This window comes from Pyxidicoccus trucidator (genome assembly GCF_010894435.1).
In the GTDB taxonomy this organism is placed as follows: domain Bacteria; phylum Myxococcota; class Myxococcia; order Myxococcales; family Myxococcaceae; genus Myxococcus; species Myxococcus trucidator.
The window spans coordinates 1-26903 of record NZ_JAAIXZ010000006.1; the positions used below are offsets into that span (position 1 = coordinate 1).

General features: G+C 69.2%; 21 protein-coding genes and 1 pseudogene. 6 read left to right on the forward strand and 16 right to left on the reverse strand.

Features of this window, described 5'->3' with window-relative positions; genetic code table 11:
* Nucleotides 1–126: 126 nt before the first annotated feature.
* From G4D85_RS18350 to G4D85_RS50320, 3 genes and pseudogenes are all read right to left on the reverse strand, one after another.
* Nucleotides 127–936, reverse strand: a pseudogene (locus tag G4D85_RS18350) (RCC1 domain-containing protein); the annotation flags it as partial.
* Nucleotides 937–1037: 101 nt separating this feature from the next.
* Nucleotides 1038–1925 carry a hypothetical protein gene (locus tag G4D85_RS18355; protein ID WP_164013680.1) on the reverse strand — a complete coding sequence of 296 codons (888 nt, stop codon included), beginning with the start codon at nucleotides 1923–1925 and terminating at the stop codon, nucleotides 1038–1040.
* A gap of 114 nt (nucleotides 1926–2039) precedes the next feature.
* On the reverse strand, nucleotides 2040–2162 hold the full coding sequence (locus tag G4D85_RS50320) for a hypothetical protein (protein ID WP_275900298.1): 123 nt from the start codon (nucleotides 2160–2162) through the stop codon (nucleotides 2040–2042).
* Nucleotides 2163–2180: 18 nt separating this feature from the next.
* Between G4D85_RS50320 and G4D85_RS18360 the strand changes: the two genes are divergently transcribed.
* A complete protein-coding gene (locus tag G4D85_RS18360) occupies nucleotides 2181–3224 on the forward strand; it encodes a DUF4253 domain-containing protein (protein ID WP_164013682.1) in 1044 nt (347 codons plus the stop codon).
* A 149-nt stretch (nucleotides 3225–3373) separates the two neighbouring features.
* Nucleotides 3374–3766: a hypothetical protein gene (locus G4D85_RS18365; protein ID WP_164013684.1), complete on the forward strand. Its 393-nt coding sequence runs from the start codon at nucleotides 3374–3376 to the stop codon at nucleotides 3764–3766.
* Nucleotides 3767–3829: 63 nt separating this feature from the next.
* Here the strand turns inward: G4D85_RS18365 and G4D85_RS18370 are convergent, their stop codons facing one another.
* Nucleotides 3830–4189 (reverse strand): hypothetical protein, encoded by a 360-nt coding sequence (locus tag G4D85_RS18370; RefSeq protein WP_164013687.1) that lies wholly within the window; start codon nucleotides 4187–4189, stop codon nucleotides 3830–3832.
* A gap of 185 nt (nucleotides 4190–4374) precedes the next feature.
* Nucleotides 4375–6018 carry a tetratricopeptide repeat protein gene (locus tag G4D85_RS18375; protein ID WP_275900303.1) on the reverse strand — a complete coding sequence of 548 codons (1644 nt, stop codon included), beginning with the start codon at nucleotides 6016–6018 and terminating at the stop codon, nucleotides 4375–4377.
* A gap of 359 nt (nucleotides 6019–6377) precedes the next feature.
* Here G4D85_RS18375 and G4D85_RS18380 point away from each other — a divergent pair, with 359 nt between their 5' ends.
* Nucleotides 6378–6575 carry a hypothetical protein gene (locus tag G4D85_RS18380; RefSeq protein WP_164013691.1) on the forward strand — a complete coding sequence of 66 codons (198 nt, stop codon included), beginning with the start codon at nucleotides 6378–6380 and terminating at the stop codon, nucleotides 6573–6575.
* A gap of 99 nt (nucleotides 6576–6674) precedes the next feature.
* On the opposite strand, the gene G4D85_RS18385 is transcribed toward G4D85_RS18380, so the two are convergent.
* The 6 genes from G4D85_RS18385 to mutS all read right to left on the reverse strand — a co-directional run bounded on the left by G4D85_RS18385 (nucleotide 6675) and on the right by mutS (nucleotide 14409).
* On the reverse strand, nucleotides 6675–8561 hold the full coding sequence (locus G4D85_RS18385; protein WP_164013693.1) for an N-acetylmuramoyl-L-alanine amidase: 1887 nt from the start codon (nucleotides 8559–8561) through the stop codon (nucleotides 6675–6677).
* An 85-nt stretch (nucleotides 8562–8646) separates the two neighbouring features.
* Entirely contained in the window at nucleotides 8647–9411 is a 765-nt protein-coding gene (locus G4D85_RS18390) for a DUF3592 domain-containing protein (RefSeq protein WP_164013695.1), read from the reverse strand.
* Between the two features lie 92 nt (nucleotides 9412–9503).
* Nucleotides 9504–9971 carry an SRPBCC family protein gene (locus G4D85_RS18395; protein ID WP_164013697.1) on the reverse strand — a complete coding sequence of 156 codons (468 nt, stop codon included), beginning with the start codon at nucleotides 9969–9971 and terminating at the stop codon, nucleotides 9504–9506.
* A complete protein-coding gene (locus G4D85_RS18400; RefSeq protein WP_164013699.1) occupies nucleotides 9968–10333 on the reverse strand; it encodes an ArsR/SmtB family transcription factor in 366 nt (121 codons plus the stop codon). Before G4D85_RS18400 ends, G4D85_RS18395 begins: the two co-directional genes overlap by 4 nt.
* A gap of 178 nt (nucleotides 10334–10511) precedes the next feature.
* Complete coding sequence (locus G4D85_RS18405) at nucleotides 10512–11534, reverse strand: DUF3616 domain-containing protein (protein ID WP_164013701.1); 1023 nt, start codon at nucleotides 11532–11534, stop codon at nucleotides 10512–10514.
* A 109-nt stretch (nucleotides 11535–11643) separates the two neighbouring features.
* Nucleotides 11644–14409 (reverse strand): DNA mismatch repair protein MutS, encoded by a 2766-nt coding sequence (gene mutS / locus G4D85_RS18410; RefSeq protein WP_164013703.1) that lies wholly within the window; start codon nucleotides 14407–14409, stop codon nucleotides 11644–11646.
* A gap of 151 nt (nucleotides 14410–14560) precedes the next feature.
* Between mutS and nhaA the strand changes: the two genes are divergently transcribed.
* Both nhaA and G4D85_RS18420 read left to right on the forward strand, forming a co-directional pair.
* Complete coding sequence (nhaA, locus tag G4D85_RS18415; protein ID WP_164013705.1) at nucleotides 14561–15913, forward strand: Na+/H+ antiporter NhaA; 1353 nt, start codon at nucleotides 14561–14563, stop codon at nucleotides 15911–15913.
* A 24-nt stretch (nucleotides 15914–15937) separates the two neighbouring features.
* Complete coding sequence (locus G4D85_RS18420; RefSeq protein WP_164013707.1) at nucleotides 15938–17635, forward strand: ABC1 kinase family protein; 1698 nt, start codon at nucleotides 15938–15940, stop codon at nucleotides 17633–17635.
* Nucleotides 17636–17672: 37 nt separating this feature from the next.
* Here the strand turns inward: G4D85_RS18420 and G4D85_RS18425 are convergent, their stop codons facing one another.
* The 3 genes from G4D85_RS18425 to G4D85_RS18435 form a co-directional block, all read right to left on the reverse strand.
* Nucleotides 17673–18137, reverse strand: a complete 465-nt coding sequence (locus G4D85_RS18425) for a DUF2267 domain-containing protein (RefSeq protein WP_164013709.1) — start codon at nucleotides 18135–18137, stop codon at nucleotides 17673–17675.
* 190 nt (nucleotides 18138–18327) lie between these two features.
* The gene (locus tag G4D85_RS18430) at nucleotides 18328–19635 is read right to left on the reverse strand and encodes an amidohydrolase family protein (RefSeq protein WP_164013710.1); all 1308 of its coding nucleotides are present in this window, start codon (nucleotides 19633–19635) and stop codon (nucleotides 18328–18330) included.
* A 102-nt stretch (nucleotides 19636–19737) separates the two neighbouring features.
* The gene (locus tag G4D85_RS18435) at nucleotides 19738–21165 is read right to left on the reverse strand and encodes a CHAP and LysM peptidoglycan-binding domain-containing protein (protein ID WP_205525598.1); all 1428 of its coding nucleotides are present in this window, start codon (nucleotides 21163–21165) and stop codon (nucleotides 19738–19740) included.
* Between the two features lie 255 nt (nucleotides 21166–21420).
* On the opposite strand from G4D85_RS18435, the gene G4D85_RS18440 reads away from it, so the two are divergent.
* Nucleotides 21421–22491, forward strand: a complete 1071-nt coding sequence (locus G4D85_RS18440) for a right-handed parallel beta-helix repeat-containing protein (RefSeq protein ID WP_164013712.1) — start codon at nucleotides 21421–21423, stop codon at nucleotides 22489–22491.
* A gap of 67 nt (nucleotides 22492–22558) precedes the next feature.
* Here G4D85_RS18440 and G4D85_RS18445 read toward each other — a convergent pair whose 3' ends face one another.
* Complete coding sequence (locus tag G4D85_RS18445) at nucleotides 22559–25687, reverse strand: efflux RND transporter permease subunit (protein ID WP_164013714.1); 3129 nt, start codon at nucleotides 25685–25687, stop codon at nucleotides 22559–22561.
* A complete protein-coding gene (locus tag G4D85_RS18450; protein WP_164013716.1) occupies nucleotides 25684–26898 on the reverse strand; it encodes an efflux RND transporter periplasmic adaptor subunit in 1215 nt (404 codons plus the stop codon). The genes G4D85_RS18445 and G4D85_RS18450 overlap by 4 nt, the downstream gene beginning before the upstream one ends.
* Nucleotides 26899–26903 lie beyond the last annotated feature (5 nt).

A 26903-nucleotide genomic window follows, 5' to 3' on the forward strand; every position in this document is an offset into this window, starting at 1 on the left:
GCATCTTCTTCACCATCTGCTGCTTGAAAACTTCCGAGTACGGCACGGCGTGTCTGCCTGTCCTCGCCCCCTGGGCGGTGTCACCTCAGCGAGTTAGCCGAGGCGACATCTTCCCTGACACAGGGGGCCATCGCCCAGCTGGCCTGCCCCATTGTCGCCCCAGGCCCAGACGGTGCCGTCCCCCTTCACTGCCAGCGAGTGAGCGAAGCCCGCATCCAGGGCCGCCACGCCGGTGAGACCGGGCACCTGCGTCGGCGTCAGCCGCTCGGTAGTCGTCCCATCGCCAAGCTGGCCATACTCATTGTCGCCCCAGGCCCAGACGGTGCCGTCCGCCTTCACCGCCAACGAATGATTTGTGCCTGCAGCTACGGCTATCACGCCAGTGAGACCGGGCACCTGCGTGGGCGTCAGCCGCTGGGTGGTCGTCCCATCGCCCAGCTGACCTGACCCATTGTTGCCCCAGGCCCAGACGGTGCCGTCCGCCTTCACTGCCAGCGAGTGGCGTGAGTCTGCGGCCAGGGCCGCCACGCCAGTGAGGCCGGGCACCTGCGTGGGCGTCAGCCGCTGGGTGTTTGTCCCATCGCCCAGCTGGCCTGACCCATTGTTGCCCCAGGCCCAGACGGTGCCGTCCGCCTTCAGCGCCAACGAGTGGCTTCCGCCCGCGGCCACGGCTGCCACGCCAGTGAGGCCAGGCATCTGCGTCTGCGTCAGCCGCTCGGTAGTCGTCCCATCGCCCAGCTGGCCATATTCATTGTCGCCCCAGGCCCAGACGGTGCCGTCCGCCTTCAGTGCCACGCTGAAGCCACCGCCAGCGGAGACCTGAGGCTCGACGAAGCCTCCGTCGACGGTCGGACCCGCGTCCTCGCCACCCGTCGTACCGGAGTCGGAGGTGCTGCCCGCGTCCTCGCTCCCAGTCGATTGCGCGCCACATCGCACCGGGTTGCGTTGGCAGAACCCACTCTGCTCTTGCCCGAAGTCGATACAGCCGGAGAGGACGGTCAGCAGTCCCACCAGCACCAGGGAATGGGTGCGCGTCTTCACGGCCACGTCCCGAGCAGAAATGCGGACGTCCCATCCGTGCTCACGTCAATCCCCAGATGCTGTGACTTCGAGGGCTGCCCCAGCAGGTACATACTTGCGGAGATTCCCAGCCCCACCACGCCAGCACCCGCCAGGCCGAGGCCTACCCACTGGTACGTCCGCCCGCGCGAGGCACTGCGCTTTACGTCCTCCAGCGTGGCGAGGCTCGCCTCATTGCCGCGCAGCTTGGACTGCTCGCCACGGGCCAGCAGATATGACACCCCACCGCCCACAAGCAGCCCTCCGCCAATCGTGGCCGGCAGCCACGCACGAGTGCGTGTCCCGCGGCTATCGGCCACTTGAATGCCGGAAGAAGAATGCGACACCTCTGGGAGAGGCTGTATCTCAGCGACCGTTTGAGCCGGCGTCGCGGGAGGCCCTCCATGAGCCATACGGCGTTGTGCCTCTGCATCCAGTTCGTGCTTCACCTGCTGACGCACGGACTCGAATTGCTGCTTCACCTTGGGAGAGATGAGTACAGGCAGCTTCGCCTCGGGCTGAAGGAGGAGGGCCGCCTTGAACGCCGCAGCGGCCGCGTCCGTCTTGCCGAGGTCCGCCTGGATGACCCCTTCGTAAAGGGAAAGGAGCACATCGTCCTCTGCACCACCCGAGAAGCGCCGTGCCAGCGAGAGTTGCTCCAGCGCGCTTTCATATTCGAGCTCGTCGTAGAGGCGGCGCGCGGAAAGCAGATAGTCCTGCACCCGCCCCCGCCCCCGCTCCTGGGCCTGACCCGCCAGAGGAAGGGTGTTGAATCCCAGCAGCAGCAGCGCCGCGGCGATGCGGCTCCGCCGAGCAGGTGCGAGACGTGATGCTCGGCACTCACGATGAATGTCCTGCGTGTTCATGGAAGTCCCCACGCGCGCATGAAAGCACCGTCCCGTTGCAGAAGCAGTACAACCCGCATACGAGGGCGAATGATGCCTGAAAAACGGTCTGGGCACGTGGCCCACCGCACACCGTTAGTAGCCCCGCTTCGTGGAGAGGTAGTCCTCCACCGAGGGCGGGAGCTCCTTCCAGAGCCACAGGCCCACCCGCGCCCCCACCAGGGCCTGGACCTGGAGGCGCGCACGCTGAATGGCCACCCGTGGGCCCGGATACCCGTGTCCCCGAACAGGGAGGGGCCGGCCCTGGAGGTGGTGGAGACCGTCACCAACCGGTACGGCCAGCTGTCCCTGAGAGAGGCGCGGCTATTGGACCCGTCGCTCGCAGTGGGGGCCAAGGTGAGGGCCCCTTCGCCGGGGGAGGTGCTCACCTTCGTCCTGGATGAGCTGCGTCCCGGGGCGCTGCAGCCCCGCCAGCGCTACCCCCCACCCGCACTGGATGTCCGGGGCTTCGAGCTCCTGCGCAAGCTGGTCCCGGAGGTGCCTACGCCCGCGTCGCTCCAGGGCCTGGGGCTGGGGCCGCTGCATGCGCTCTACCCGGAGGGCTACGGCGTTCTCTACGTGGACGTGCCCGGCGAGGAGGCGGAGCGGCTGTGGCACACGTTGGATGCCCAGGCGTCCCGCACCGGCTACCGCCCCGTGCTCCTCGGCGGCGATGAGCGTGAGATGAAGGCGATGCCGCTCGCGTGGCAGCAGTACCGCGACGAGCTGCCGACGCCCGAGGGGCGGGCTCCGAACTACATCGGGCTGCCCAGGGACGAGGACCCGATGGATGACCCCGCGACGGTGCTGGCGCACGCCGAGCGCCTGGACGTGGACGCCCTGGTCGCGAAGGCCCGAGCCTCCGCGTCGGACGGTGGCGAGGAGCGAGAGCCGAGCCGGGTCGGCACGTCGCTGGAGGCCGTGCTCGAACCGCTGTCCGGCGAGCCCCATGCGCGTGTGCGTCTGGCGCTGGTGCCCACCGACGCCGCGTGGAAGACGCTGGCCCATCTGCCCGTCCTCATGCAGGCGGGAGAGTCCACGCCGTCCCTGGTGAAGGTGACGGCCCTGTCGCGCCGCTGGGAGGAGTGCCATGGCGCCCGCGTCGCCTCCGTCCGCCCGGGCATCGTCGAGTGGGTGATGGACCGGCCCGCGAAGGACCGGGACGCCGCGCTGGCGCTCGCGCGGGAGCAGCTGGCGCTGGAGCCTTCCGAGATGGGCACGGCCGCGCAGGAGGCCACCGCCCTGATGCAGTCCACCACGTGGTACCTCTGGTGGGACTGAGGGCCGCCTACCGGCCCGCGTTCGCGCGTGACCCCTGGGTCCTCCCGCACTGCATCACGGTGTCAAATACACACCATTTACACTGCGTGGAAACCCCTATACATCCGGCCCGTCTCAATTCAGGGACAACTCGTATTGAGGGGGAAGTCATGAAGATGCTCAACAAGTTTGGGATGCTGGGAGCTGTCGCGCTGGTGGCCGCGGGCTGTGGCGGCGAGCTCGACGCGGCGGGGGAGCCCGTGGAGACGCCGGAGACGGGCGAGGTGGCCCAGGCCATCGAGTACAACCAGATTCCCGCCATGCAGACGCGGGACTTCTCCACGTGGCTGACGGGCACCACGACCTTCCAGGTCATGAACCTGTCCTACACCCACAACACCCGGTACACGGCCTACTGTGGCGGTAACTCCACGTCGGGGCTGCTGGCGCCCCGGCAGAGTGTCTACAACAGCCTGCTGTGCAACTGGTTCGGGGCGCGCCTGTACATCCGCAACGACGGCACCATCGTGGGCAACCAGACGCTGGACGCCTGGTCCTACTGAGCACGACAGGCACGCCATCCTGATGGCGCGTCCGGGGAGCTCCCTTCCAGGGGTTCCCCTTTTTCATGCCGTGCGCCCCGCCGCATTGGCGCGTGCTGCTACGTGCGGCCCACGCACCAGTACCTGGACCTGGGCGCCGGCACATTGCCTCGTCTTGTACGTCGCCGTGTAGCGGCCGACGCGGGCGTGGAGTTCTCCGTCGATGAGGAGGCGGGGCGCGTCGGTGTCGAGCCCTTGAAGCACCCTCCGCTTCATTTCCAGGGCCGTCGCATCCACCGCCTCGTCGACGGCCACCAGCGCGCTGTCCACGTCCAACTCCGCCGCCCCCTCCCGAGCTGCGGCCACCATCGCCTTCAGCTTTGCTTCCATGGAGCGCAGCTTCTCCGCAACCTCCTCCGGCACATCCAGAATCACCTTCGGCATCGGCAGACCTCCGGTGGCGGAACCCACCAGATTCTTCTTCCTCTGCCGACAGCCATCCCCGCCTACCTGTTGCTGCCTTGATAGTTCATCCGACGCTCAGGATCGGATCCACTCCCGCGACAGGCGACAGGCTTGATGAGCGACTCTGGGACGAACGCGGCGTGAAGCTGATCTAACCTAACGAGCTATTGGGTTTGCGGCCTATCAAGCCTGGCGATTAACGAGGCACAACGATCCCGATCCTTGGACATGGACAGCTGCCTATATATCGCCTCCGCCTGCCTCATCAACTCCCGGGCTTTGTCCGGCTGAGACTGCCTTAAGGCCACAACTCCAAGAGCCTCATATGCTCGTCCGGAAAACTGCTTTAAATTGCCTCGCAGAGAAACCTCCAAAGACTTCCGGAGTAACTCTTCCGCTTTATCAAGCTCCCCCCGATTCACCTCAAGGGCTCCGAGGCTCAGATAATCCGTCGCAACATAACTTTCCAACCCAAGCCCCTCATCAAGCTCTAGCGCCTTCTTGAGCACACCCTCGGAATTGTCAAACTCCTTTCTTTTTCGATATATGGTCCCAAGGTTGGAGTAATCTCTAGCCAGTGCATACTTGTCACCAAGCGCCTCGTCTAACACCATGGCCTTTCTGTGCATTTCTTCCGACTGCTCCAACTCACCTCGCAACTCAAACAATATTCCAAGGTTCGTATACTCAATGCTCATGCGCTCAGGATCTTTCAGCAACTCAGCTATCCCCAGCGCCTTTCTGTACATCTCCTCGGCCTGACTGAGGTCACCAGGCCTTCCGCAAATAATATCAGCAAGCGCGCTATATGCCTCAGCAGTATCGGCCGTTTCCGCATCGGGGCCACAAATTGCCAAGCGGCGTCTTGCCAGCCTCTCGGCTTCGTCGTGCTCACCAATTCTTGCGAAGAACTCCGCCCCAAGGCCAAGCACACGTAGGTTCGTTGTTCCATCGAGCGCCTTTGCGAAATCCTGACGGGCCTCCTCGACATTCCCCTCCAAAGCAGCCCTGGCTGCCTGCTCGGCCAGTTCTACTGACCGTCGTGCTGCCTTGGCTTCCGTCACGTTCTCGGCCGCCTCGGCTCGCGCCAACGCGCTCTTTGCTTCTGCTCGTGCCCGCTCTGCCTCTTCCATAAGGCGCTGCATCTCAGCCTTGAGCTTCTCAATCTCATTGACAGCGCGCTGCGCATCTCCCTTGTGTTTCTCTACTTCCAACGCAACAGAGTCAGGCAGGAGCGGAACACGCGTCATCCCCCCTGGAGTTGGGACCCTCCCGGTTGCGAAAGCGACAAGGTGCGTATCAATCTCGTTCCTAAATTCCTCAATCGTCTTGAATCCACGATAGAGTACTTGGCGAGTTGACTCGAGCTTCTTGCGGAACTCAAGGATCTTTGTGAGTTGTGGACCAGGATCTGCCATCTGCCCCGGATCAATGTGCTTGAAGAAGACAAAAATCTCTGGGCGTCCTGCGTTCTCAAACAGCCTCAATGCTCGATAGAACTCTTCCTCGGTATAGGACGAGTATGGAGCGGCATCTGGGGCCTCTTGGCCCCAGCGACGCCACATGACCAGTATAAAAGCATCGCACGTATCGACGTCCTGATTGATTACGCTCTGCGAACGTCGACCGACTAGCGCAAGTGCGTCTTCCCATCCGAGCGGGACAAACTCAACGTTTGCGCCACGACCAAAGCCCTTATTTAGCTCGTCAATTGTCTCCTTGAATGCCCGGCGTTCTTCTGCCAAGTCCCCCGGTGACGCAATGAAGACGTGAATCAGTCGCTTGGGTGTCGATGGGGCTGTTCCCATACATGGGAGTATAGCCAATTTCCCCAGGGACGTCTTCTCTCACCCACAGATTTTCGTTTCCTCTTGGAAAGGGGCTACTGCTCTTGAACCAAATTAGACTGGCGCTCGGCCACCATGTCCAATGGCTCCGCCTATGCGGCGAATCCCAGCACCGGCTGGTCCTCCGGTGGCTTGATGAGTACTTAAAGTCGGCGCGCAAGGCCCCCTCCACCCTCTTCCTTCATCAGCTTTGCGACCCGCGCGAACCTTTCAGGTTACCCGGATTCACGCGGCACACGCCCTGACTGTACCAGTCACCTGGACGAACCCGCAGGCGAGCAAGAATCCCTGCTCCCTCTGCCTGTTCGAGGTCGACCCCCTTGAATCGCCGCCCCACCGGGACGCGCAACATCAGCATCGACAGCGAGTATTCGCCATGGCGCCTGGACTCGCACTCGCTACTGGTGAACGGCAGGTATGAGGTGGACCTCTCCGAACTGCTGGAACTCGCCGGGCAGCTTGGCCTCACGGCAGGCGACGAGGTCGAAGTGACCGACATTCCGCTCGACCCGGCTTAGCTTCCCATCGAAAGCGCAGTGCTCACGCTGCCCAGCAATGCGCACGGCGTGCAGTACTCCACGTTCAGCGAGCTGCTCGTGCAATAGCGCGCGGGAACCTCAGTCCACCTTCGCCACGCGGCTGCGGTCGTCGAGGAAGGCCTCCACGCCCTGGGCAATGGCATTCGCCACCTCGGACTGGTACGCGCCCGAGGCCAGGCGCTCCTCCTCCTCCGGGTTGGAGAGGAAGGACGTCTCCACGAGGATGGCCGGCATCTTCACGCCCAGCAGCACGTAGAACAGCGCCTCCTTGTGCCCCAGGTCCTTGATGCCCGTGTACTTGCGCGCCAGGCCCGACACCAGGTTGCGCTGCACCTGGTTCGCCAGCCGCGACGACTCCTCGGTGTTTGCCTTTGTCGCCAGGTCCGCCAGGATGAACTGCAAGTCGCTGATGCCCTTCTCCGACGACTGGTTCTCCCGCGCCGCCAGCCGGATGGAGTAGCGGTCCGCCGACGTGTTCAGCGTGTACGTCTCCACGCCTCGCAGCTTCCGCTTCGCCGCCGCGTTGCAGTGGACGGAGATGAACAAGTCGCCGTGCTCGGCATTGGCGAACTTCGCGCGGTCCTCCAGCCGGATGAACCGGTCGTCGTCGCGCGTCAGCACCACCTCCAGCCCCTTCTCCCGCAGCGCCTCGGCCAGCTTCTTGGAGATGGACAGCGCCACGTCCTTCTCACGCGTCCCCTCCTTGCCGATGGCCCCCGTGTCATGCCCGCCGTGCCCCGGGTCGATGACCACGCGGCGCACCTTGAGCCCGAGCTGCTCCGCCAGCGTCAGCTCCGCGCTGCGCGACTGCTTCGCCACCGCCTTCAGCCGCGCCTGCGCCACCTGGTCGTCCACCGGGCGCGTAATCGGCTTCGGCGGCTCCGGCGGAGCGACGGCGATGTGGAACGGCGCCTCGGAGGCCTTCGCGCTCCCCTGCCCCTTCGCCTCGTCCTTCTCGCGGACGGGCGCGGACTTCTCCGCCACCGCCACGGCGGAGGACGGCTCGGCCGCGGGCTTCGACTCCGGGACGGACGCGCCGGACTTCGGCGCCGACACGGGCTCCGGCTTCACGTCCCGGGCCGCGACGACCCCGGGCGCCTTCGTGTCCCGGGCCGGCGGCTCCTCGGCGGCGGGCTGCTTCCGCGCCGAGGCCACGGTGCTCGGCGCCGGAGCAACGGACTTCGCGTCCCTGGCCACCTGCGCGTCTTCCGAGGCCTTCTTCGCCGCGAGCGCCGCCACCACCGCGGAGTCCAGCCCCGGCTCCTCGTCCTCCACGGCCTTGCGCGCGTTCGGGTCCAACCGGGGAATCATCGGCGACGGCTCGCGCGCGAGCTTCTCGATGGCCTCCACCAGCGTGGGCCCCTTGCGCTCGGCCGGCGGTGACACCTGGGCCACCGCGGAGGCGCGCTCGTCGGAGGGCGCGGCCTTCGTCGGCGCGGGCCGGCTCGCCGGAGCCACCTTGGCCCCCGGCAGCGAGGCCAGCAGCGCCTTCATGTCCTTCGCCTGGTCTCCCTTGCCGTTGGTGGCGAGCGCCTCCGTCAGGGTGCGGCGCGCCGCATCCGGCTGGTCCAGCCGATTCACCTGGATGCGCGCCAGCGCCAGCGCCGCGTCATCCGCGAGCCGGTGCTTCGGGTACCCGTCGCACACCTGCTTGTAGTGGGAGATGGCCGACTTCAGGTCCTCCTCGACGAAGGAGGCGCGGCTCAGTTCCTGGAGCAGCTCTGCCGCGGTGAAGAGCGCATCCGGCGCGCGCTCGGACTTCGGGTGCTTGCTGGCCACCGTCTCGAACTTGCGCACCACGTTGAGCCAGTGGTGGCGCAGCTTGCGCCGGGCCGCGTCGTCCTTCAGCGCGTAGTAGGCGCGCCGGGCGCCCTGGTAGGCCTCCTCGGCCTCATTCCGCTTCGCCGCTCCCACCGCGCCCGGGACGAGCAGCAGCAGCAGGGGCAGCACGAGGGCGAGGCGCATGGGTTCCTCCGGCGGACTGGGAGCTACAGGCGTGTGTCACACGGCCCCAACCCACCGGCAAATTTTCGGCCCCCAACGGTCTACCTCAGCGCACCCAGCCCAGCACCTTCGCCAGGTCCTGGTCGATGACGCGCGCCCAGCCCGGCTGCCGCGGCACCACCGCCGCCAGCACCTTGTCTCCGTTGCGCACCGGCGCCCGCCCGGGCCGCACTCGCGCGCGCACCGCGTGCTTCACGTCCTGCCGGAAGTAGTGCGCGGGAAACACCACCTCGCGGCGCGTCTCCGGCAGCGGCCCCTCCGGCGTCAGCCACACCAGCGCGCCCAGCCGCAGCGGCTCCACCTCCGCCCGCCACAGCCGACGCGCCTCCCACGCGAAGAAGCCCACCGCCAGCAGCGTCCCCAGTCCCAGGCCCCAGGGCAGCAGGCCCACCCGCGAGGCCCGTGCCCGCGCGAAGCCCGCTTCCCGGGGCCGGTCCGGCTGGTTCGGGTCCACCAGCAGCTTCACCTTCGCGCCATGGCCCAGCCCTTCCGCGTACTCGGCGAAGGTGCGCACGCCCGCCACCGAGTGCTCCCGGTCCTGGAAGGTGTAGAGCACCTCCAGCGTCCCCTCCGCCCCGTCCCGCGCGTCCAGAGGTGGCAGCCGCGTGGCCATCAGCAGCCCCTCGACTTCCTCGGCGCGCACGGCGAAGCCCTGCTCCTCCACGAAGAAGCGCCCGGCCCACGCCGCACCGGCTCCGACGAGGGCAATGGCGGCGAGGCCCAGCACCACGCCTCGCACGAGGCGGCCCACCGCGCCGGGCACCTGCGTCAGTAGGACCTTCCGGGGAGCATGGGGAATGGCGAGCTGCATGCGGCCCGCAGCCTACCCTACCCGCGGGCCAGCCCGTCCGCGCTCAGGCACGGGACAGGCATTGGCGCGTGGGGGGCCGGGCCTGTGCTGGACTACTGGGACTTCTTCAGCTCCTCGGCGAGCGCCTCCAGCAACTGCCGCGTGCCCTCCTCACGGTTCTTCGGTGCGTCGGCGTTGTCGAAGTAGGCGCCCTGCTCGGTGAAGACGAGCCGCGTGCCCCCTTCGGCCGGCACGAACTCCATGGTGGCGAGCGAGGCGGAGAACCGGTTGTCGCCCATCCCCATCGTGTACGCGATGACGATGCGCTGGTTGGGGACGATGTCCTGGTAGACGGTGTCGTTGCGGATCTCCGGCCCACCCTTGAAGCGGAAGCGGCTCTGCTCCAGGCCTCCGACGCGGAAGTCCATGTCGAAGGAGAGGACCTCCCAGCCCTCGCCCTCGACCATCCACCGACGCTTGGTGGCAGGTGTGGAGAAGGCGGCGAAGACACGCTGGGGGGACGCGTTCTTGTAGACGCGGTCGATGGTGAAGGTGCTGTGGATGACTGGCTGCTGGGTCATGGCTCTTCCTTCTTCTTCTCGGTGGGGGTTTCGGACGCGTCCTGCTCTTCGAGCAGCGCGCCCAGGCGGTCGAACCGGCGCTCCCACAGGGTGCGCCGCTCTTCCAGCCACTGCTCCGCCGCGCGCAGCCCCGTGGGCTCAAGCCGGCACGTACGGACCCGGCCGACCTTCTCCGTCCGGACGACGCCGCTGTCCTCCAGCACCTGGAGGTGCTGAACGACGGCCGCCAGCGTCACGCCGAGCGGCCGGGCCAGCTCGCTGACCGAGGCCGGGCCCCGGCTCAGCCTCTCCAGCAGGACTCTCCGGGTCGGGTCTCCCAGGGCGTGGAACACCCGGTCGATGGGCTCGCGTTGGTTAAGCATTGGCTTAACTTTAAGGCTCCGCGCCCAATAGTCAAGCCGTCACTTAACTATCAGGGTGCGCTGCTGGGAGGAGCGACGGGCCGCGAGCCAGGCGCAACCCTGGCCGGCTGGCGCCGCCAACGCAGCGCCGCCCGTGCTCCGAGCCGGTCCGGCTCCGGAAGACGCCTCCTGTCTCGACTCAGGTCTGCTCGGGCGGAAGCCGGACCCACACGCCCCGGAAGCGCTTGCGCGATGGGTCCTTCAGCCGCTTGCACTCAACGCCGTCGAGCGGGACGGTGCCGTCGTCACTCAGCAGGAGGATGTCCTCCGCCTGCTCCGGCGTGAAGAAGGCCTCGGGGTTGAGCCCGGTGAGGTCCACGTCCGAGACGGGCACGGGCGCATCATCCCCACCGCGCCAGGTGAACAGGCGCGAGGTCGCCTCGCTCGCCGTGCCCCCGCTGATGATGAGGTAGCGCCCGCGCCACCATGACAGGGAGCGGATGCCCAGCCCGCCCAGGTCCAGCAGCCGCGGCTCGCCCAGGCGGGCCCGGACCCCCTCCCGGATGATTTCCGTCGGGTTCAGCACGGGCACCACCAGCGCCCGCCCCCGGGGCACCGGACTGCGGAAGCCGATGAGGAGCGCGCTCCCATCCGCCGTCGCCGTCATGCCCTCGATGTTCAGCCCTCCGGCGGACTTCGGGGGCAGCGCCTCGGCCTCCGTCAGCGCGAAGGCGGCGAGCCGCGGGTCCGCCAGGATGTCGTCCAGCAGGTGCGCATACGGGTGCCCCACCAGCTTCGGGCCCTCGTCCGTCTCCTCCGTGGCGAAGAAGCGCAGGCGGCTCGGCTGCTTCTTGCCGGAGCTGTTCCGGCCGTGCGACGTGAGCCAGAAGGACAGCGAGCCCAGCCCCGTGGCCGCCTCGATGTCCGCCTCCGGCGGCTTCTTCTTCGCGGGCAGCTCCAGGTCCGGCGACAGGTCCACGCTCCGCACCGGGGCGCCGCCACGCCGGGCGTCATAGACGCGGAGGATGTTGTCCTCATCGTCCCCCACCACGAACATGCCCCCGCCGAGCGCCACCGCGCCCGAGGCATCACACATCCCCTCGAAGAGGATGGGGGCGTGAGCCCCCGTGCTGCTCACCAGAACGGCGGCGGGTTGCTCGGGCACACCACGGGCGGCACAGCCCGTGGCCAGGACTCCTACGCAGATGAATGCCAGCCTCATGGGCCCACTCTTCTGCACGACGGAAGCCCGAGGGGAGTGGGACGAAGCGGTCTGTAATCTGACCGACAGGCCCGCCGTCCGTCCCCGCTTCTCCCCCCGGCCAGCGGGCCTACTCCAGCTCGCGCTGCAGCCGGGCCAGCAGGTTCAGCGCATCCAGCGGCGTCATCCGGTCAACGGTAACGGCCTTCAGCGTGTCCAGCGCCTTCTGTTGCACCGGCGTCAGCCCCGTCGCCGAGGCCTGGAGCGCGGGCGCAGGCTCGGCCACGAACAGCCCGAGCTGCCCCGCCGTGGAGCCCTTCCGCCCCGACTGCCGCACCGCCACCCGGGGCCGGCCCGCGTCGTCCAGCTCGCCGGACTCCAGGTTCTGCAGCAGCTCCCGCGCCCGGGACACCACCTCCGGCGGAAGGCCCGCGAGCTTCGCCACTTCGATTCCGTACGAGCGGCTCGCCCCGCCCGGCACCAGCTTGCGCAGGAAGATGACCTTGCCGCCCTGCTCCTTCACCGCGATGCACAGGTTCTTCACCCGGTTCCGCTCGCGCGCCAGGTCCACCAGCTCGTGGTAGTGCGTGGCGAACAGCGCCCGCGCGCCCACCGTGTCGTGCAGGTGCTCCGCCACCGCCCAGGCGATGGAGAGCCCGTCGAAGGTGGACGTGCCCCGGCCAATCTCGTCCAGGATGATGAGGCTCCTGCGAGTGGCGTGGTGGAGGATGTGGCTCGTCTCCGTCATCTCCACCATGAAGGTGGACTGCCCGCGCGCCAGGTTGTCCGCCGCCCCCACGCGCGTGAAGATGCGATCACACAGGCCGATGCGCGCCGCCTTCGCCGGGACGAACGAGCCCGCCTGCGCCATCAGCGCCGTCAGCGCCACCTGCCGCATCACCGTGCTCTTGCCCGCCATGTTGGGGCCGGTGATGACGAGCAGCTGCGCGTCCTCCGGGTCCATCCGCACGTCGTTGGGGACGAAGGAGTCGTTGGCCCCCAGCATGCGCTCCACCACCGGGTGCCGCCCGGCCGTAATCTGGAGCACCTCCGAGGCGTCCACCTCCGGGCGCGTGTAGCCGTACTCCGCCGCGCAGCGCGCGAAGGACAGCAGCGCGTCACCCGTGGCCACCGCCTCGGCCGCGGAGCGGATGCGCGGCGCCTCGGCCACCACCTTCGCCCGCAGCTCCTCGAAGAGCTGCACCTCCAGCACACACCGCCGCTCCTCCGCGGTGAGCACCTGCTCCTCGTACTCCTTCAGCTCCGGCGTGACGAAGCGCTCCGAGCCCACCGTGGTCTGCTTGCGGATGTAGTCCGGAGGGACGAGGTGCAGGTTCGCCTTCGTCACCTCCAGGTAGTACCCGAAGACCTTGTTGTAGCGGACCTTCAGCGAGGAGATGCCGGTGCGCTCCTTCTCCCGCTGCTCGATTTGTAGCAGCACGTCCTTGCCGGACGTGGACAGCGCCACCAGCCTGTCGAGCTCGGCGTTGAAGCCCGGGCGGATCATCCCGCCCTCCTTCAGCGTCACCGGCGGCTCGTCCGCCACCGCCCGCCCCAGCAGCTCCGCCAGCTCCGGCAGCGCACCCAGCGGCCCGGCGAGCGACTGGAGCAGCGCGGACTGGCACCGCGCCAGCGCCGCCCCCAGCCGGGGCAGCCCCGTCAGCGACAGGCCCAGCGCGCGCAAATCCCGCGCGTTGCCCGCCCCCAGGGACAGCCGGCCGCACAGCCGCTCCAGGTCCCCCACTTCCTTGAGGAGGGTGGCCAGCTCCTCGCGCCACACGCTGCGCCCGGACAGCTCCTCCACGGAGTCCAGCCGCGCGTGGATTTCCGGCAGCGAGCCCAGCGGCGACGCCAGCCAGCGCGCCAGCTTGCGCGCGCCCAGGCTCGTCACCGTCCTGTCCAGCACGCCCAGCAGCGAGCCCTTGCGCCCGCCGTCCCGCTGGGAGCGCAGCACCTCCAGGTTGGCCCGGGAGGACTCGTCCAGCAGGAGGTGGCCCGCGCGCTCCTGGCGGCTCAGCCGGTCCACGTGCGCCGCGGCCGTCTTCTGCGTGTCCTTCAGGTAGCGCAGCGCCGCGCCCGCCGCCCCGGTGGCCAGGGGCGCGTCGTCCAGTCCGAAGGCGGACAGCGACTGCACGGAGAAGTGGCTGCGCAGGTAGCCCGCGGCCCGCGTCGGCTCGAAGCCCGCCGGCTCTCCCTCCGCCACCGCCGGTGTGCGCGTCAGCCGGCCGCACAGCTGCGCCAGCTCCGCCGAGTTCCGCTGGCCCTGGGGCACCAGCAGCTCCCGGGGCTCCACGCGCGACAGCGCCTCCGCCAGCTCCGAGGCCGTGGCCGCCTCCAGCGCGAGGAACTCGCCGGTGGACGCCTCCAGCAGCGCCGCGCCCCAGCCCCGCTCGCCCCAGCACACGGCAGCCAGGAAGTTGCTGGCCTGCGGCTCCAGCACCTCGTCGTCCAGCACCATGCCGGGCGTAATCACCCGCGTCACTTCCCGCCGGACGATGCCGGGCCCGTTGCCGGCCTCCTCCACCTGCTCGCAGATGGCCACCTTCAGGCCTTCGTTGATGAGGCGGGCGATGTAGCGGCGCGCCGAGTGGTACGGAATCCCGCACATGGGCACCTTGTCCGCACCCTTGGCCCTCGCGGTGAGGGTGATCTGGAGGATCTCCGAGGCGCGGACGGCGTCCTCGAAGAACATCTCGTAGAAGTCCCCCAGCCGGAAGAACAGCACCGAGTCCGGGTGGAGCGCCTTCAGCTCCAGGTACTGCCGCATCATCGGTGTCAGGGAGGCAATCTCCCGCGCGCCCGCTCCCTCGCCCGCCCCCGTCCCGACGTCCGGAGTCAGGTCCCCGGGGAGGTCCACCGCTGCCTTCGCTGCCTTCGCCTGCTGCGTCACGGCCATCCCTGCCCTTCTCTCATGACCCGACCTGTGGATCAACGAACCCGCCACCCTACCTGCCGCGTTTCTTTATCATCCGCCACCGACACTTGCGGCCCGCCGCCGGCCGAAAACGGGTGCGCCCGCCTGCCCGGGCGGGCATCTTGCCGGCACCATGGAGACGCCCACCCCTTCCGCTCCGCGCGCGCCGCCACCGCCGCCCGTCCCCGCCCTCTTCCGCGCGGCCCTGTTCCCCCTCCAGGCCTTCTTCCGGCTGGAGGCCAGCAGCGGCATCCTCCTGGCGCTGTCCGCGGTGCTGGCCATGGTGTGGGCCAACTCGCCCTGGGCCGCCTCCTACAACACCCTGTTCGACGCCCACCTGGAGCTCGGGCTGAACGGAGTCCGGGCGGGCTTCACCTTCCGTGAGTTCGTCAACGATGGGTTGATGACGCTCTTCTTCTTCGTGGTGGGCATGGAGATCAAGCGGGAGCTGACGGCCGGGGAGCTGCGCACCTTCTCCCGCGCGTTGCTGCCGCTCATCGCCGCGCTGGGCGGCATGGTGGTGCCCGCGCTCCTCTACGTCGCCTTCAACATGGGGACTCCGGCCATGGCCGGCTGGGCCATTCCCATGGCCACCGACATCGCCTTCGCCATCGGCTGCCTCACCCTGGTGAAGGCCCGGGTGGGCCACGCGATGGTGGTCTTCCTCACCGCCCTGGCCATCTTCGACGACATCGGCGGCATCCTCGTCATCGCCCTCTTCTATGGCACCGGGCTGCACGTGGAGTGGCTGCTGGCGAGCGCGGGCGTGCTGGCCGTGCTGGCCGTCCTCAACCGCTTCTACGTGCGCAACGGCATGGCGTACCTCGTGGCCGGGGCGGCGCTCTGGTACGGCATGCACCACGGGGGCATCCACGCCACGCTGTCCGGCGTGGTGCTGGGGCTGTGCATCCCCTCGCTCCCCACGCGCAGCGGCCGCGAGGTGCTGGAGGAGCTGGCCGGCTTCGCCGCCCAATGCGTGCGGGAGGCGGGCGACGAGCAGGTGCGCGGGGCGCAGTTGCTCTACATCGAGGAGCGGCTGGAGGACCTGGAGCCGCCCCTCAACCGCTTCGTGCACCTGTGGCACCCGTACGTGGCCTACGGCATCGTCCCGCTGTTCGCCCTGGCCAACTCCGGCATCTCCCTGGAGGGCATGAGCTGGGGGGACCTGCTCAACCCCCTGCCCCTGGGCATCATCGTCGGCCTGTTCGTGGGCAAGCAGCTGGGCATCTTCGCCTTCACCTGGGTGGCGGTGAAGGCGCGGGTGTCCGCCATGCCCGGCGGGGCGGGGCCCGGGCTGCTGCACGGCGTGGCGGTGGTGGCGGGCATCGGCTTCACGGTGGCCCTCTTCGTGGCGGGGCTGGCCTTCCTCGGGGAGCCGGAGCTGCTGAGGGAGGCCAAGCTGGGCATCCTGGTGGGCTCGCTGCTGTCGGCGGTGGTGGGCTACGTCCTCCTGCGGTTCGTGGCGAAGCCGGTGGCCCCGGCGTAACGTAGGGCCCAAAGGGCGGCGCTCGTGATTCTCCAGGACCTCAACCGCGTTCGGCAGATCTCCGTCATCGCGGCGCGCCACGGCTTTGGCGAGCTGGCCGAGCGCGCCGGCCTGTGGCGAATCCTGGGCCGCAAGGAGAAGGTGGAAGTCTCTCCGGAGCTCCAGCGGGCCTCCACCGCCCGGCGCTTCCGGATGCTGCTGAGTGATTTGGGCCCCACCTTCATCAAGCTGGGCCAGGTGCTCTCCACCCGCGCGGACCTGCTGCCCGCCGAGTACATCGACGAGCTGTCCCTCCTCCAGGACCACGTGGTCCCCATTCCCCTGGAGCAGGTGCACGCGCAGATTCGCGACTCGCTGGGCAAGGAGGTGCAGGAGCTGTTCGCGCAGATAGACCCCACCCCGCTGGCCGCCGCCTCCATCGCCCAGGTGCACCGGGCGATTACGCTCGAAGGCGAAGAGGTGGTGGTGAAGGTGCAGCGGCCGGGCATCGCCGCGAGCATCGACTCGGACCTGGGCGTGCTGCGCAGCCTGGCGCGCCTGCTGGAGGCGGTGGTGGAGGAGACGGGCGTGTACACGCCCATCGGCCTCGTCGACGAGTTCGACCGGGCCATCCACGAGGAGCTCGACTTCCTCAACGAGGCGGACAACGTCCGCGCCTTCCTGGAGAACCACCGCGAGCGGCCCTTCATGAAGATTCCGCGCGTCTACGCCGCGCTGTCCAGCCGGACGGTGCTGACGCTGGAGTTCATCCGCGGGGTGAAGATCAATCAGGCGCAGCTTCCGGAGGAGGACCGGAAGGCCATCGCGAAGAACATCCTGGAGGCCTCCTTCCGCCAGCTCTTCGACGACGGGCTCTTCCACGGCGACCCGCACCCGGGAAACATCCTCCTGCTGGAGGGCAACCGGCTGGCGCTGCTGGACTTCGGCGTGGTGGGGCGGCTGACGCGGCCCATGCAGGAGACGCTGGTGATGTTGTGCCTCGCGGTGGCGCTGAAGGACAGCGACTCGGTGGCGCGCATCCTCTACCGCGTGGGCGTGCCGGACGCGCGCGCCAACCTGGTGGGCTTCCGCAACGACATCGACGCGATTCTCGGCCAGCACCTGGCCACCACGCTGGGGCAGGTGGACACGCGCTCGCTGCTGCGCGACTTGCTGGACCTGGCGGTGAAGTACCGCATCCGGATTCCGAAGGAGTATGCGCTGCTGAGCCGCGCGTCCGTGTCCACCGAGGGCATGCTGCGCAGCCTCTACCCGGAGATGAACATCATCGAGGTGGCGCTGCCGTACGCGAAGGAGCTGCTGGCCGGACGGTATGACCCGTCGCAGCTCCAGGGCGGGCTGATGCGGACGATGCTGCGCTTCCAGTCCATGGCGGCGGACCTGCCCACGCAGCTGTCGCAGATCCTCCTGGACATGGAGTCCGGCAAGTTCACCGTCACGGTCCGCGCGGACCAGTTCGAGAAGCTCAATGAGAATCTGCGCAGCGCGGCGGTGATTGCCTTCCTGGGCCTGTGCGCGTGTGGCTTCATCGTGGGGGCGTTCATCGCCTTCGCGCCCAAGCCGTGGATGTACGGCAACGTGCCGGTGCTGGGTGTGGTGGGCATCGCCGTGGCGGCGGCGCTGTTCGGCGCCGTCTTCACCTGGTACCTCTTCGGCGGGCGGCGGCTGGGCAAGGTGCGCTTGAGCCGCTGGCTGAAGAAGCCGCAGAAGAAGCGCCGGTAGGGCGGACGGACGGACGCCCCCCTGCCCTCTCCACCGGCTACACCGGGCGGCGGAACAAGTCGGCGAGGTCCGCGGGGAGCTGCGAGGCCACGGCCGCCACCTCGTCCTCGGGGATGCGATCTCGGATGGCGGTGAACACCACCGTCAGCACCCGAAACGCCTGGTCCACGGGGATGCGCAGGTGGTCCGCCACGTCGCCGATGAACTCGTCGCGTCCCATCCGCTTCGCATGCGAGGTGCCCCGGTGGATGGAGCAGGTGCCAAGCATGCGGCCGATGCCTCCGGGCAGCGCGCGCATCAGCTTCACGTCCTCGCCGTCCGACAGACGCCGCGCCAGGGTGCAGAGCACGGCCTCGGCCGCCCTGCTCGCATCCAGCTTGTTCACCCGCAGCTCCTGACTGTTCTGCAGCTCGTCCAGGAAGGGCTGGAGGTCCGCGGGCTCGTCCCGCTCCTTCACCGGCTCGTTGGAGACGTCGCGAGGGGGTTGCGTGTGCTGCGCCATGGGTTGTCTCCTTGCTCGCGAAGGGCGCACTGGCGCCACCTGCCCCAGTCACGGTGGCCATGACACGCACGGCCATCAGCGAGGCGAAGACGGCACCTCCCGCCGCGAGCCCAGGGACGGGTGCCCGTCAGGACGCCCGCCCCTGTCCCCTCGGAGCCGCCTGCTTTTGACGAAAAAGCGAGTGGCATGCCTACTTCGCTGGCGGAGCCGCCTGGGTCAGCTCATCGAGGACCACCACGCCGCCCTTCATGACGAACCGGACGCGCTGGAGCTCGGTGACGTCCGCCAGCGGATCTCCGGAGACGGCCACCAGGTCTCCGTAGCGCCCCGGCTCCAGCGTGCCTGAATGCTGCTGGAGCCCCAGCAGCTCCGACGCCCGCGACGTGCCCGAGCGGATGGCCTCGATGGACGGCAGGCCCGCGCGGTGGAGGGCCACCAGCTCCATGGCATTGCGGCCCTGCTGCCACGCCGTGCTCGCGTCGAAGCCGCTGGCGAGCTTCACGCCGAGCTGGTGGGCCAGCGCCACCATCTTCCGTGCACCGCCCAGCCGCTCCTCGAAGCGGCGGCGCGCGGCCTCGTCGGGCGCACGCTGCACCATGGCCTCGAGGATGCCGAGGGTGGGCACCAGGAAGGCCCCCTTCTGCCGGATGAGCTCCAGCGCCGCCCGGTCCGCGTCGTGGCCGTGCTCGATGGAGTCCGCCCCCGCCGTGAGCGCATTGCGGATGGCCTCGGGGGTGTTGGCGTGAACGGCCGCCTTGCGCTTCGCCTTGTGCGCCTCGTCGATGATGACGCGCAGTTCGTCCACCGTGAGCGTGGGCTGGGCCCAGTCCGCGTAGATCTTCAGCAGATCCGCGCCCTGCCCCAGCTGCTCGCGCGCGGCGCGGCGGGCCTCCTCCACCCCGCTCACGAGCTGCGCACCGGTGGGCAGGTCCTTCACCTCGGGCGAGGTGCCGAACGGGTGGTACGCGCCCACCGCGGCAATGCCCTTCGTGGCCACCAGCATGCGAGGCCCTTCCACCAGCCCCTGGCGGATGGCGTCGCGCAGGGCCACGTCCGCGAAGCCGCTGCCCTCGTTCTCCACGTCGCGCACGGTGGTGAAGCCGGCGCGCAAGGTGGCCCGTGCATTGGCCGCGCCCTCCAGCGCACGGGTGGCCTGGGACTTGGTGAGCAGGGTCAGCGCGTAGGCGTTCGGCGTCTCCGCCTCCCGGGCCATCAGGTGCGTGTGGCAGTCGATGAGCCCCGGCAGCACCGTGGCCGTCCCCAGGTCCACCACCTCCGTGCCCTCGGGGACTGGCAGCCCGGAGCCCACCTTCACGATGCGGTCACCCTCGATGAGGATGACCGGCTGACTCACGTACTTCCCGCTCTTCACGTCGAGCATCCGAGCGGCACGTACGGCCACGCGGCGGGGCGCCGTGGTGGGAGCGGCTGGCTGGGCGGCGACAGGCGCGGCGACAACGAAGGTGAGCAGGGACAACACACGGGCAAGCCGCTTCACGACGCCTCCGGTGGGAGCCAGGAACGAGGCGCAGCGTAGCCCGGAGGGGTGCGACGGCCAGGGCCATTCTGCTCAGGGCCCTGCCGCCCACCGCCGTCCCACTCAGCCCTCGGCCGTGAGCGTTTCCGTGGGAGTGGCCGTGGGCGTTTCCGTGGGAGTGGCCGTGGCAGTGGGCGTTTCCGTCTCGGCGCCGTGTGGCATCATCCACCCCGAAGCGCTCACCGTCTCGTAGCCGTTGAGCTCCGACAGCGTCATCTCCTGCACGCCGCTCACGATGGGGTTGCCGTCGGCGTCCTCGCCGAAGCCGGTGGTGGTCACCATGATGGGGTCGCCGTTCTCGGCGAAACGCCCCGTGAAGATGGCCACGTGGCCCTGGTCGCCATTCGCCCCGGTGGCATCCCAGAACACGATGGCGCCCGCCGGCATCTGCGAGAAGTCCGAGTAGAGGCGGCCCTGGCGCTGCGCCTCGTAGAGCGCGGCGTCGGCGTTGCCCTGGCTCAGGATGGGGTCGACGACGCCGTTCGCCTGGCTGGTCGTGGCGGCCACGAACTCCAGGCACCGGCCGTTGTAGCGAGTCTCCTCGGTCTCGCCCTCGCCATAGGTCGCCAGGTTCGTGTCGGCGGCATCCACCATGCCCTCCGACGCGGTCAGGTCGGCGGAGCCCTCGGGTGCGGCGTCGAGCGGAGGAGGAGGCGGCGGCGGGACGATGAGGATGTCCCCCGGGTGGATGTACTCGCCCCGGACGCCATGCAGCCCGCCGACGTCGGGGTTGGCCTCGCGAAGGGCCTGGACGCTCACGCCCAGCTTCGCGGCGATGACGGTGACGTTGTCATCCGCCACTACGGTGTAGGTCTCGGGCGGAGTGGCCGTCTCCGTGGGCGTCACGGTGGGGATGGGCGTCGGGGTGGGCGTGCCCGAGGTGTCCTGCGCCACGAGCAGCTTCGCGGCGCTGTCCGGGATTTTCGCCCGGTCGATGGCGGCCTGACGCTCGGGCGAGCCGGGCGGCGCGCTCAGGATCTTCAGGGCGTCCCGGCCATTCACCGTCGCGGCGAGGCGGTAGTCACTCCCGGTGCTGGCGTTGAAGGCCTCCAGGCTGTCGTAGCGCTGGCCCGAGAGCGGGTCATAGAGGGAGTCCCCCTGGCGGATGAGGGCATGCCCCGCGGTGCCCGCACGGCCATCGTCCAGCAGGAGCAGCTCCGCGCGGCCTTGCTGCGACGGGGGCAGCATCGCCAGGTAGTCGCCCGCCGCGTCCAGGCAGTTGCGCTGCCCGTCGCGGATGTTCTCCGTGAGGAGGTTGGTCGCCGGCGCCGTGCCCGACGCGCCATCGAGCGCCACCGGCGTGCGGGTGGCATCCGCGGTGAAGCCATCCTGGGGGCCCTGGGGCTTGCCGGACCCCTTGGGAGGCGCCGCCTGCTCCGTGGCGCGCTTCAGGGCCTCGCGTCTGGCGGCCTCCTCGGCCTGGCGGGCGGCCAGCTCGGCGGCGATGCGCGCGGCGTCGATACCCTGATTCGGCTGGATGGTGTTCCCCATGGTGTTCCCCCTCGTGCGTCTCTGTAGAGCGTGCCGGGTACGCCTGAATTGTCGGATGCCCGAAGGAGGCGGGTGAATTAAGCCGAATTAAATGGGCCCGCCCGGGCGGCCCGCCTGGGGCCCCTCCCCTCAGAGCTCTGACACTTCCACGGACACAACACCTCAGATCTTCGAGGAGCCAATCCTCTCCGACTTGAAGTAACACTTCGTGGCGCAGGGGCCGGCTGTCTCATGACTCCAGATGGAGGGGGAAACATGTCCTGGAAGCACCCTGGCTCACTCACACTGCTCACGCTCTGCCTCGCCGCCTGCGGAAGCCCCGCTGGCAATGAGTCCCTCGACGCCGAGGACGCGGCGCTCGAAACACCCGACACGCCGTTCCCGGCAGTCGATGAGAGCCCGCCCCCGGCCTCCAGTGAGAGCCTGCCCCCGCCCCCCGTGGCCGGGCAGCCCGTGCCCCCGCTCCCCGAGCCCCGCGCGCCGCGCACGATTGTCGTGCCCAAGCACTACGCCACCATCCAGGGGGCCATCGACGCCGCCCAGGCCGGGGACACGGTGTACGTCGCGCCGGGCGTCTACTCCGAGCACGTCGTCCTCAAGAGCGGCATCCGGCTGCTCGGCGCGGGCGCCCCCATCACCCTCTGGGACGGCCAGGGCGAGCCCCGCAACCTCATCGACTACTCGGGCGCGAGCGACGTGGAGATCTCCGGCTTCACCTTCCGGAACGTGGGCTCCGACACGTGGTGCACGATGACGAACGACCTGTACCGCTGGTGCGGCGGCAACTGGTACGCCTCGGCCATCTACGCGGACGGGCATGACGCGCAGACGTCCGCGCTCGTGACGAACAACATCTTCGAGGACAACGGCACCGCCGTGCGGCTCTACTTCCACGCGCTCGCGGACGTGCGCGACAACCTGTTCTGGAGGAACGAGCATGCGCTCGCGTTCAGCTACCTCCAGGACACGGGGCGCGTGGAAGGGAACGTCTTCTGGAAGAACACCGCGCTCGGCATCGGCGTGCAGGCGGGCTACGTCGACATCCAGCGCAATGTCATTGCTGGCTCGTCCGTGGGCCTCGCCCATATGTACGTCCAGACGGGCGACATCCGCTGCAACGTCTTCCTGCTGAACGAGAGCTCCGTCGTGGAGACCCATGCCGTCCCGTCCCGGGTCGTCCTGGGCGAGAACGGCAACGTCGAGGTGGATCCGCTCTTCAGGGACCCCGACGCGGGCGACTTCCGCCTCCACCCCGACTCCCCGCTGAAGCACGCGGAGTGCCTGGGCGACGTCTCCTTCGAGGGCCTGGGGCTCGTGACGCCCTGAAGTACCCCCACCCGCTGGAAGTCGCGGGGGCGCTGGCGGCGCGGTGGAACGGAAGCTCCGTTCCGCGTCAGCCGTGCGTGGCGGGCCGGGCCTCGTCGGTGCGAGGCGGGTGCGCGGGCGGCCTGGCTTCGTCGTCCGGCTTCTTGCCCATCATCGTCCCCAGCCGCGTCTTCATGCGGTCCGCCACCACGTAGAAGGCGGGCACCACCACGAGGCTGAGCACCGTGGATACGGACAGGCCGCCCAGCACGGCGATGGACATGGGCGCGCGCGTCTCCGAGCCCGCCCCCAGCGCCAGCGCCGCCGGCACCGCCGCCATCATCGTCGCGGTGGACGTCATCAGGATGGGCCGCAGCCGCACCGGGCCCGCGCGCAGCATGGCCTGGATTGCATCCGCCCCGCGCTCGCGCTCCTGGAGCGCGTAGTCCACCAGGATGATGGAGTTCTTCTTCACGATGCCCATCAGCAGCAGCAGGCCAATCATGCTGAAGATGTTCAGCGTGCTGCCCGTGGCCAGCAGCGCGAAGGCCGCGCCCGCCACCGACAGCGGAAGAATCGTGAGCACCGTGACGGGGTGCAGGAACGAGTTGAACTGCGCGCCCAGCACCATGTACGCCACGCCAATCCCGAGGAAGAGCGCGAAGAACAGGCTGCTCATCGAGTCGCGGAAGGCCACGCTCGCGCCGCCTGGCACCACTCGCACCCCGCCCGGCATGTCCTTGGAGAGCTGGTCCACCGTGGCCAGCGCCTCCTCCTGATTGGAGCCCGGCGCCACGTTGGCGAAGACGCTGATGGCGCGCTCACGGTCTCTCCGGGTAATCGCCTGCAGCGCCGGGCGCTCCTCCTGCGTCACCAGCGAGGACAGCGGCACGAGCGCGCCGCTGGAGGTGCGCACCTTGAGCAGCGACAGGTCCTCGGGCCGCGAGCGCTGCCCGGCCAGCAGGCGCAGCCGCACGTCGATGCGCCGGCCGCCCGTGCTGTACTTGCCCACCCGCACGCCGCCCACCAGCGCGTTGATGGAGGACGCCACCGCCTCCATGGGCACGCCCAGGTCCGCCGCGCGCGCCCGGTCCGGCGTAATACGCAGCTCCGGCATGCCCAGCTGGTAGTCGGTGTCCACGTCCACCACCTTGCCGGTGGCCTGGAGCTTCTCGCGCATCTCCTGGCTGGCCGACACCAGCTGGTCCCAGTCCGAGCCGCGCACGCTGAACTCCACGGGGAAGCCGCGCTGCGCGGTGAAGCCCGCCTGCGACATGTCCTGCACCACCGCGCGCAGGCCGGGAATGCTGTTGAGCTCCTTGCGGAAGAGCTGCTGCAGCTCCGACTGCGGCATGCGCTGGTCCGGCGGCGTCAACGTGAGCATCATCATGCCCGCGTTGACGCTGGAGTTGCCGCCGCCTCCGCCCACGACTGCGAAGACGCTTTGCACCTCCGGCCGCGAGCTGGCGATGGCCTCCGCCTTCTGGAAGATTTGATTGGTCTCCTCCAGGCTGCTGCCCACCGCCGTCTGCAGGCGCACCGTCAGCCGGCTCTGGTCCTGCGAGGGCACGAACTCGCCCGGCAGCGCGCGGAAGGCGAACACACTGAGGCCCAGGAGCACCACCGCCGAGGCCAGCACCCACCAGGGGCGCTTCAGGCCCCAGCCCAGCGCCCGCTCGTACACGCGCTCCAGCTTCGAGAAGGCCCGGTCCACCCACACGCCCACCTTGCTGCGGCCCTCGCGCGACGTCTTGAGCAGCTGCGCGCAGCGCGCCGGCGCCAGCGTAATCGCCTCCACGTAGGACAGCAGCACCGCCACGCACAGCGTCACGCCGAACTGGAGGAAGAACTTGCCGATGATGCCCTTCATGAAGACGACGGGCAGGAAGATGGCCACCACCGCCAGCGTGGCCGCCAGCGCGGCGAAGGTGATCTCCGCGGTGCCCTCGCGCGCGGCGCGCACCCGGTCCTTCCCCTCCTCCGCGTGCCGGAAGATGTTCTCCAGCACCATGATGGCGTCGTCCACCACGATGCCCACCGCCAGCGCCAGTCCCAGCAGGGTGAAGGTGTTGAGCGTGAAGCCCAGGAAGTAGATGACGGCCACCGTCCCCAGCAGCGACATGGGGATGGCGAGCACCACGTTCATCGTGCTCGACAGCGAGCCGAGGAACACCCAGCACACGAACGCGGTGAGGATGCAGGCCAGCAGCAGCTCGAACTCGATTTCATGGACGCTCTCCTCGATGAACTTCGTCGAGTCGAAGCGGACGCCCACCTCCATGCCCTCGGGCGCGTCCTTCTGGATCTGCGCCAGCTCCGCGCGCACGGCCTGGGCCACGGCCACCGCGTTGGCGCCGCGCTGCTTCCGGATGCCCAGCCCCTGCGCCGGCTGGCCGTTGACGCGCGTCATCCGGCGGATGTCCTCGAAGCCGTCCTCCACCAGCGCCACGTCGCGCAGGTGCACCGCCTGCCCGTCCTGCTCGCGCACCACCAGGCCGCGCAGCGTCTCCAAATCGAGCGCCTCGCCCATGACGCGCACGTTGACCTCGCGGCCCTCCGTCTCGATGCGGCCGGCGGGCAGCTCCACGTGCTCGCGCTGGAGCGCGGCGATGACGTCCGTGACGGTGAGCCCGCGCGCATCCAGCTTCTGCGAGTCCACCCAGATGCGCACGTTGCGCTCCAGCGAGCCGCCCAGCTGCACCTCGCCCACGCCCGGCACCGTCTGCAGGCGCTCCTTCACCCGGTAGCGGGCGAAATCGCTCACCGCCTGCTGGGAGAAGGGCCCGGACACGCCGGCCCACATGATGGGCTGGTCCTCCGGGTTCGTCTTGGAGACCACGGGCGGGTCGATGTCGCGCGGCAGCGAGCGCTGCGCCTGGCTCACCCGCGTCTGCACGTCCTGCAGCGCGAGGTCCACGTTGCGCGACAGGTCCAGCTCCACGGTGATGCTGGCGCCGCCCTGGCGCGCGTTGGAGGTGATGCTCTTGACGCCCTCCACCTGCGTCACGGCCTCTTCAATCGGCTCGATGAGGTCGCTCTCCACCGCTTCCGGGTTGGCGCCCTCCCAGCTGACGGAGATGTTGATGGTGGGGAAGTCGACGTCGGGGAACTGGCTGATGCCGATGCGCTGCGCCGCCACCAGTCCGAAGACGATGGTGGCCGCCATGATCATCCAGGCGAAGACGGGCTTCCTGATACAGGCTTCCGTGAGGCTCATCTGCGAGCACCTCCGCCGTTGGAACCTTCAGGCCGCGGACCCGGCTCGCCTTGGAGGCTGGGCTTGGGGCCCGCCGCCACGCGCACCCCGGCCCCGTCACGCAGCGCCTCGGCGCCGCGCACCACCAGGACCTCTCCGGCCTTCAGGCCGTCGAGCACCTCCACCAGGCCGTCCGCCGTGCGCATGCCCAGCTCCAGCACGCGCTCGCGGGCCTTGTCGCCCTCCACCACGAAGGCGAGGAAGCCACGCTCGCTGGGGCGCACCGCCGTCTGGGGAATCACCGGACTGCCGCCCCGCGTCGCCACCGGCACCGACACCGTGGCGAAGATTCCCGGGCGGAGCGCCTTCGCCTCGTCGCCGGACACCTCGGCCGTCACCGGCACCATGCGGCTGGCATCGTCCGCTGCCGCCGCCACGTGGGTGATCTTCGCGGTGAACCTGCCGCTGCCCGTGCGCACCGTGAAGCGCGCCGGCATGCCGGGCTGGATGCGCGCCACGTCCGCCTCCGGCACGGTGAAGCGCAGCAGCAGCGGCTCGCGGCGCACCAGCGTGGCCATGACGAGCCCCGGCTGCACGTACTGGCCCGTCTGCACGGTGCGCGTCTGCAGCACTCCGTCCATGGGGGCGCGCACATAGGCGTCCCGCTGGTTGAGCTGCGCCTGGTCCAGCATCGCCTTCGCCGAGGCGACCTCGGCCTCCGCGGTGCGCGCGCGCGTCTGGTACGTCTCCAGCTGCTCGGCCGGCAGCAGGCCGGGGCTGGCCTCGTTGACGGCGGCGCGGCGCTGGGCGCCCGCCTGGGCCTCCTCCAGGGTGGCCTTGGCCTTGGCCAGCGCGGCCTCCGCGGAGCGCACGGCGATGGCGTAGCGCGCGGGCTCGATCTCCGCGAGGGTGTCGCCCTTCTTCACCACCTGCCCCTCCGCGAAGAGCACGCGCTCCACGGCGCCCGGCACGCGCGCGGTGATCTGCACGCGCTCGAAGGCCTCCACGGAGCCCACCGCGCTCACCACGTACTCCACGTCCCGCGATTCCACGGGCGCGACCTCGACGGGGAACTGGATGGGCCCTCGGCCTCCAGCGCCGCCTCCCGGGCGCCCGCCCGGGGAAGCCGCCGCGGTGCCCGGGCCGCCCTTCGGCGCCTCCGCGTCCTTCTTGCAACCGGCTCCCAGGGCCAGCACTGCCACAGCCAGGGTCAGCGTTCCTGCGTGTCGCATCACCT

Excerpts from the sequence above, each read along its gene's own strand:
- G4D85_RS18400 (WP_164013699.1), bottom strand. The coding sequence starts at position 10,333 with ATGCTTAACCAACGCGAGCCCATCGACCGGGTGTTCCACGCCCTGGGA.
- G4D85_RS18395 (WP_164013697.1), bottom strand. The coding sequence starts at position 9,971 with ATGACCCAGCAGCCAGTCATCCACAGCACCTTCACCATCGACCGCGTC.
- G4D85_RS18370 (WP_164013687.1), bottom strand. The coding sequence starts at position 4,189 with ATGCCGAAGGTGATTCTGGATGTGCCGGAGGAGGTTGCGGAGAAGCTG.
- nhaA (WP_164013705.1), top strand. The coding sequence starts at position 14,561 with ATGGAGACGCCCACCCCTTCCGCTCCGCGCGCGCCGCCACCGCCGCCC.
- G4D85_RS18375 (WP_275900303.1), bottom strand. The coding sequence starts at position 6,018 with ATGGGAACAGCCCCATCGACACCCAAGCGACTGATTCACGTCTTCATT.
- G4D85_RS18440 (WP_164013712.1), top strand. The coding sequence starts at position 21,421 with ATGTCCTGGAAGCACCCTGGCTCACTCACACTGCTCACGCTCTGCCTC.
- G4D85_RS18435 (WP_205525598.1), bottom strand. The coding sequence starts at position 21,165 with ATGGGGAACACCATCCAGCCGAATCAGGGTATCGACGCCGCGCGCATC.
- G4D85_RS18425 (WP_164013709.1), bottom strand. The coding sequence starts at position 18,137 with ATGGCGCAGCACACGCAACCCCCTCGCGACGTCTCCAACGAGCCGGTG.
- G4D85_RS18450 (WP_164013716.1), bottom strand. The coding sequence starts at position 26,898 with ATGCGACACGCAGGAACGCTGACCCTGGCTGTGGCAGTGCTGGCCCTG.
- G4D85_RS18445 (WP_164013714.1), bottom strand. The coding sequence starts at position 25,687 with ATGAGCCTCACGGAAGCCTGTATCAGGAAGCCCGTCTTCGCCTGGATG.
- G4D85_RS18385 (WP_164013693.1), bottom strand. The coding sequence starts at position 8,561 with ATGCGCCTCGCCCTCGTGCTGCCCCTGCTGCTGCTGCTCGTCCCGGGC.
- G4D85_RS18365 (WP_164013684.1), top strand. The coding sequence starts at position 3,374 with ATGAAGATGCTCAACAAGTTTGGGATGCTGGGAGCTGTCGCGCTGGTG.
- mutS (WP_164013703.1), bottom strand. The coding sequence starts at position 14,409 with ATGGCCGTGACGCAGCAGGCGAAGGCAGCGAAGGCAGCGGTGGACCTC.
- G4D85_RS18355 (WP_164013680.1), bottom strand. The coding sequence starts at position 1,925 with ATGAACACGCAGGACATTCATCGTGAGTGCCGAGCATCACGTCTCGCA.
- G4D85_RS18390 (WP_164013695.1), bottom strand. The coding sequence starts at position 9,411 with ATGCAGCTCGCCATTCCCCATGCTCCCCGGAAGGTCCTACTGACGCAG.
- G4D85_RS18405 (WP_164013701.1), bottom strand. The coding sequence starts at position 11,534 with ATGAGGCTGGCATTCATCTGCGTAGGAGTCCTGGCCACGGGCTGTGCC.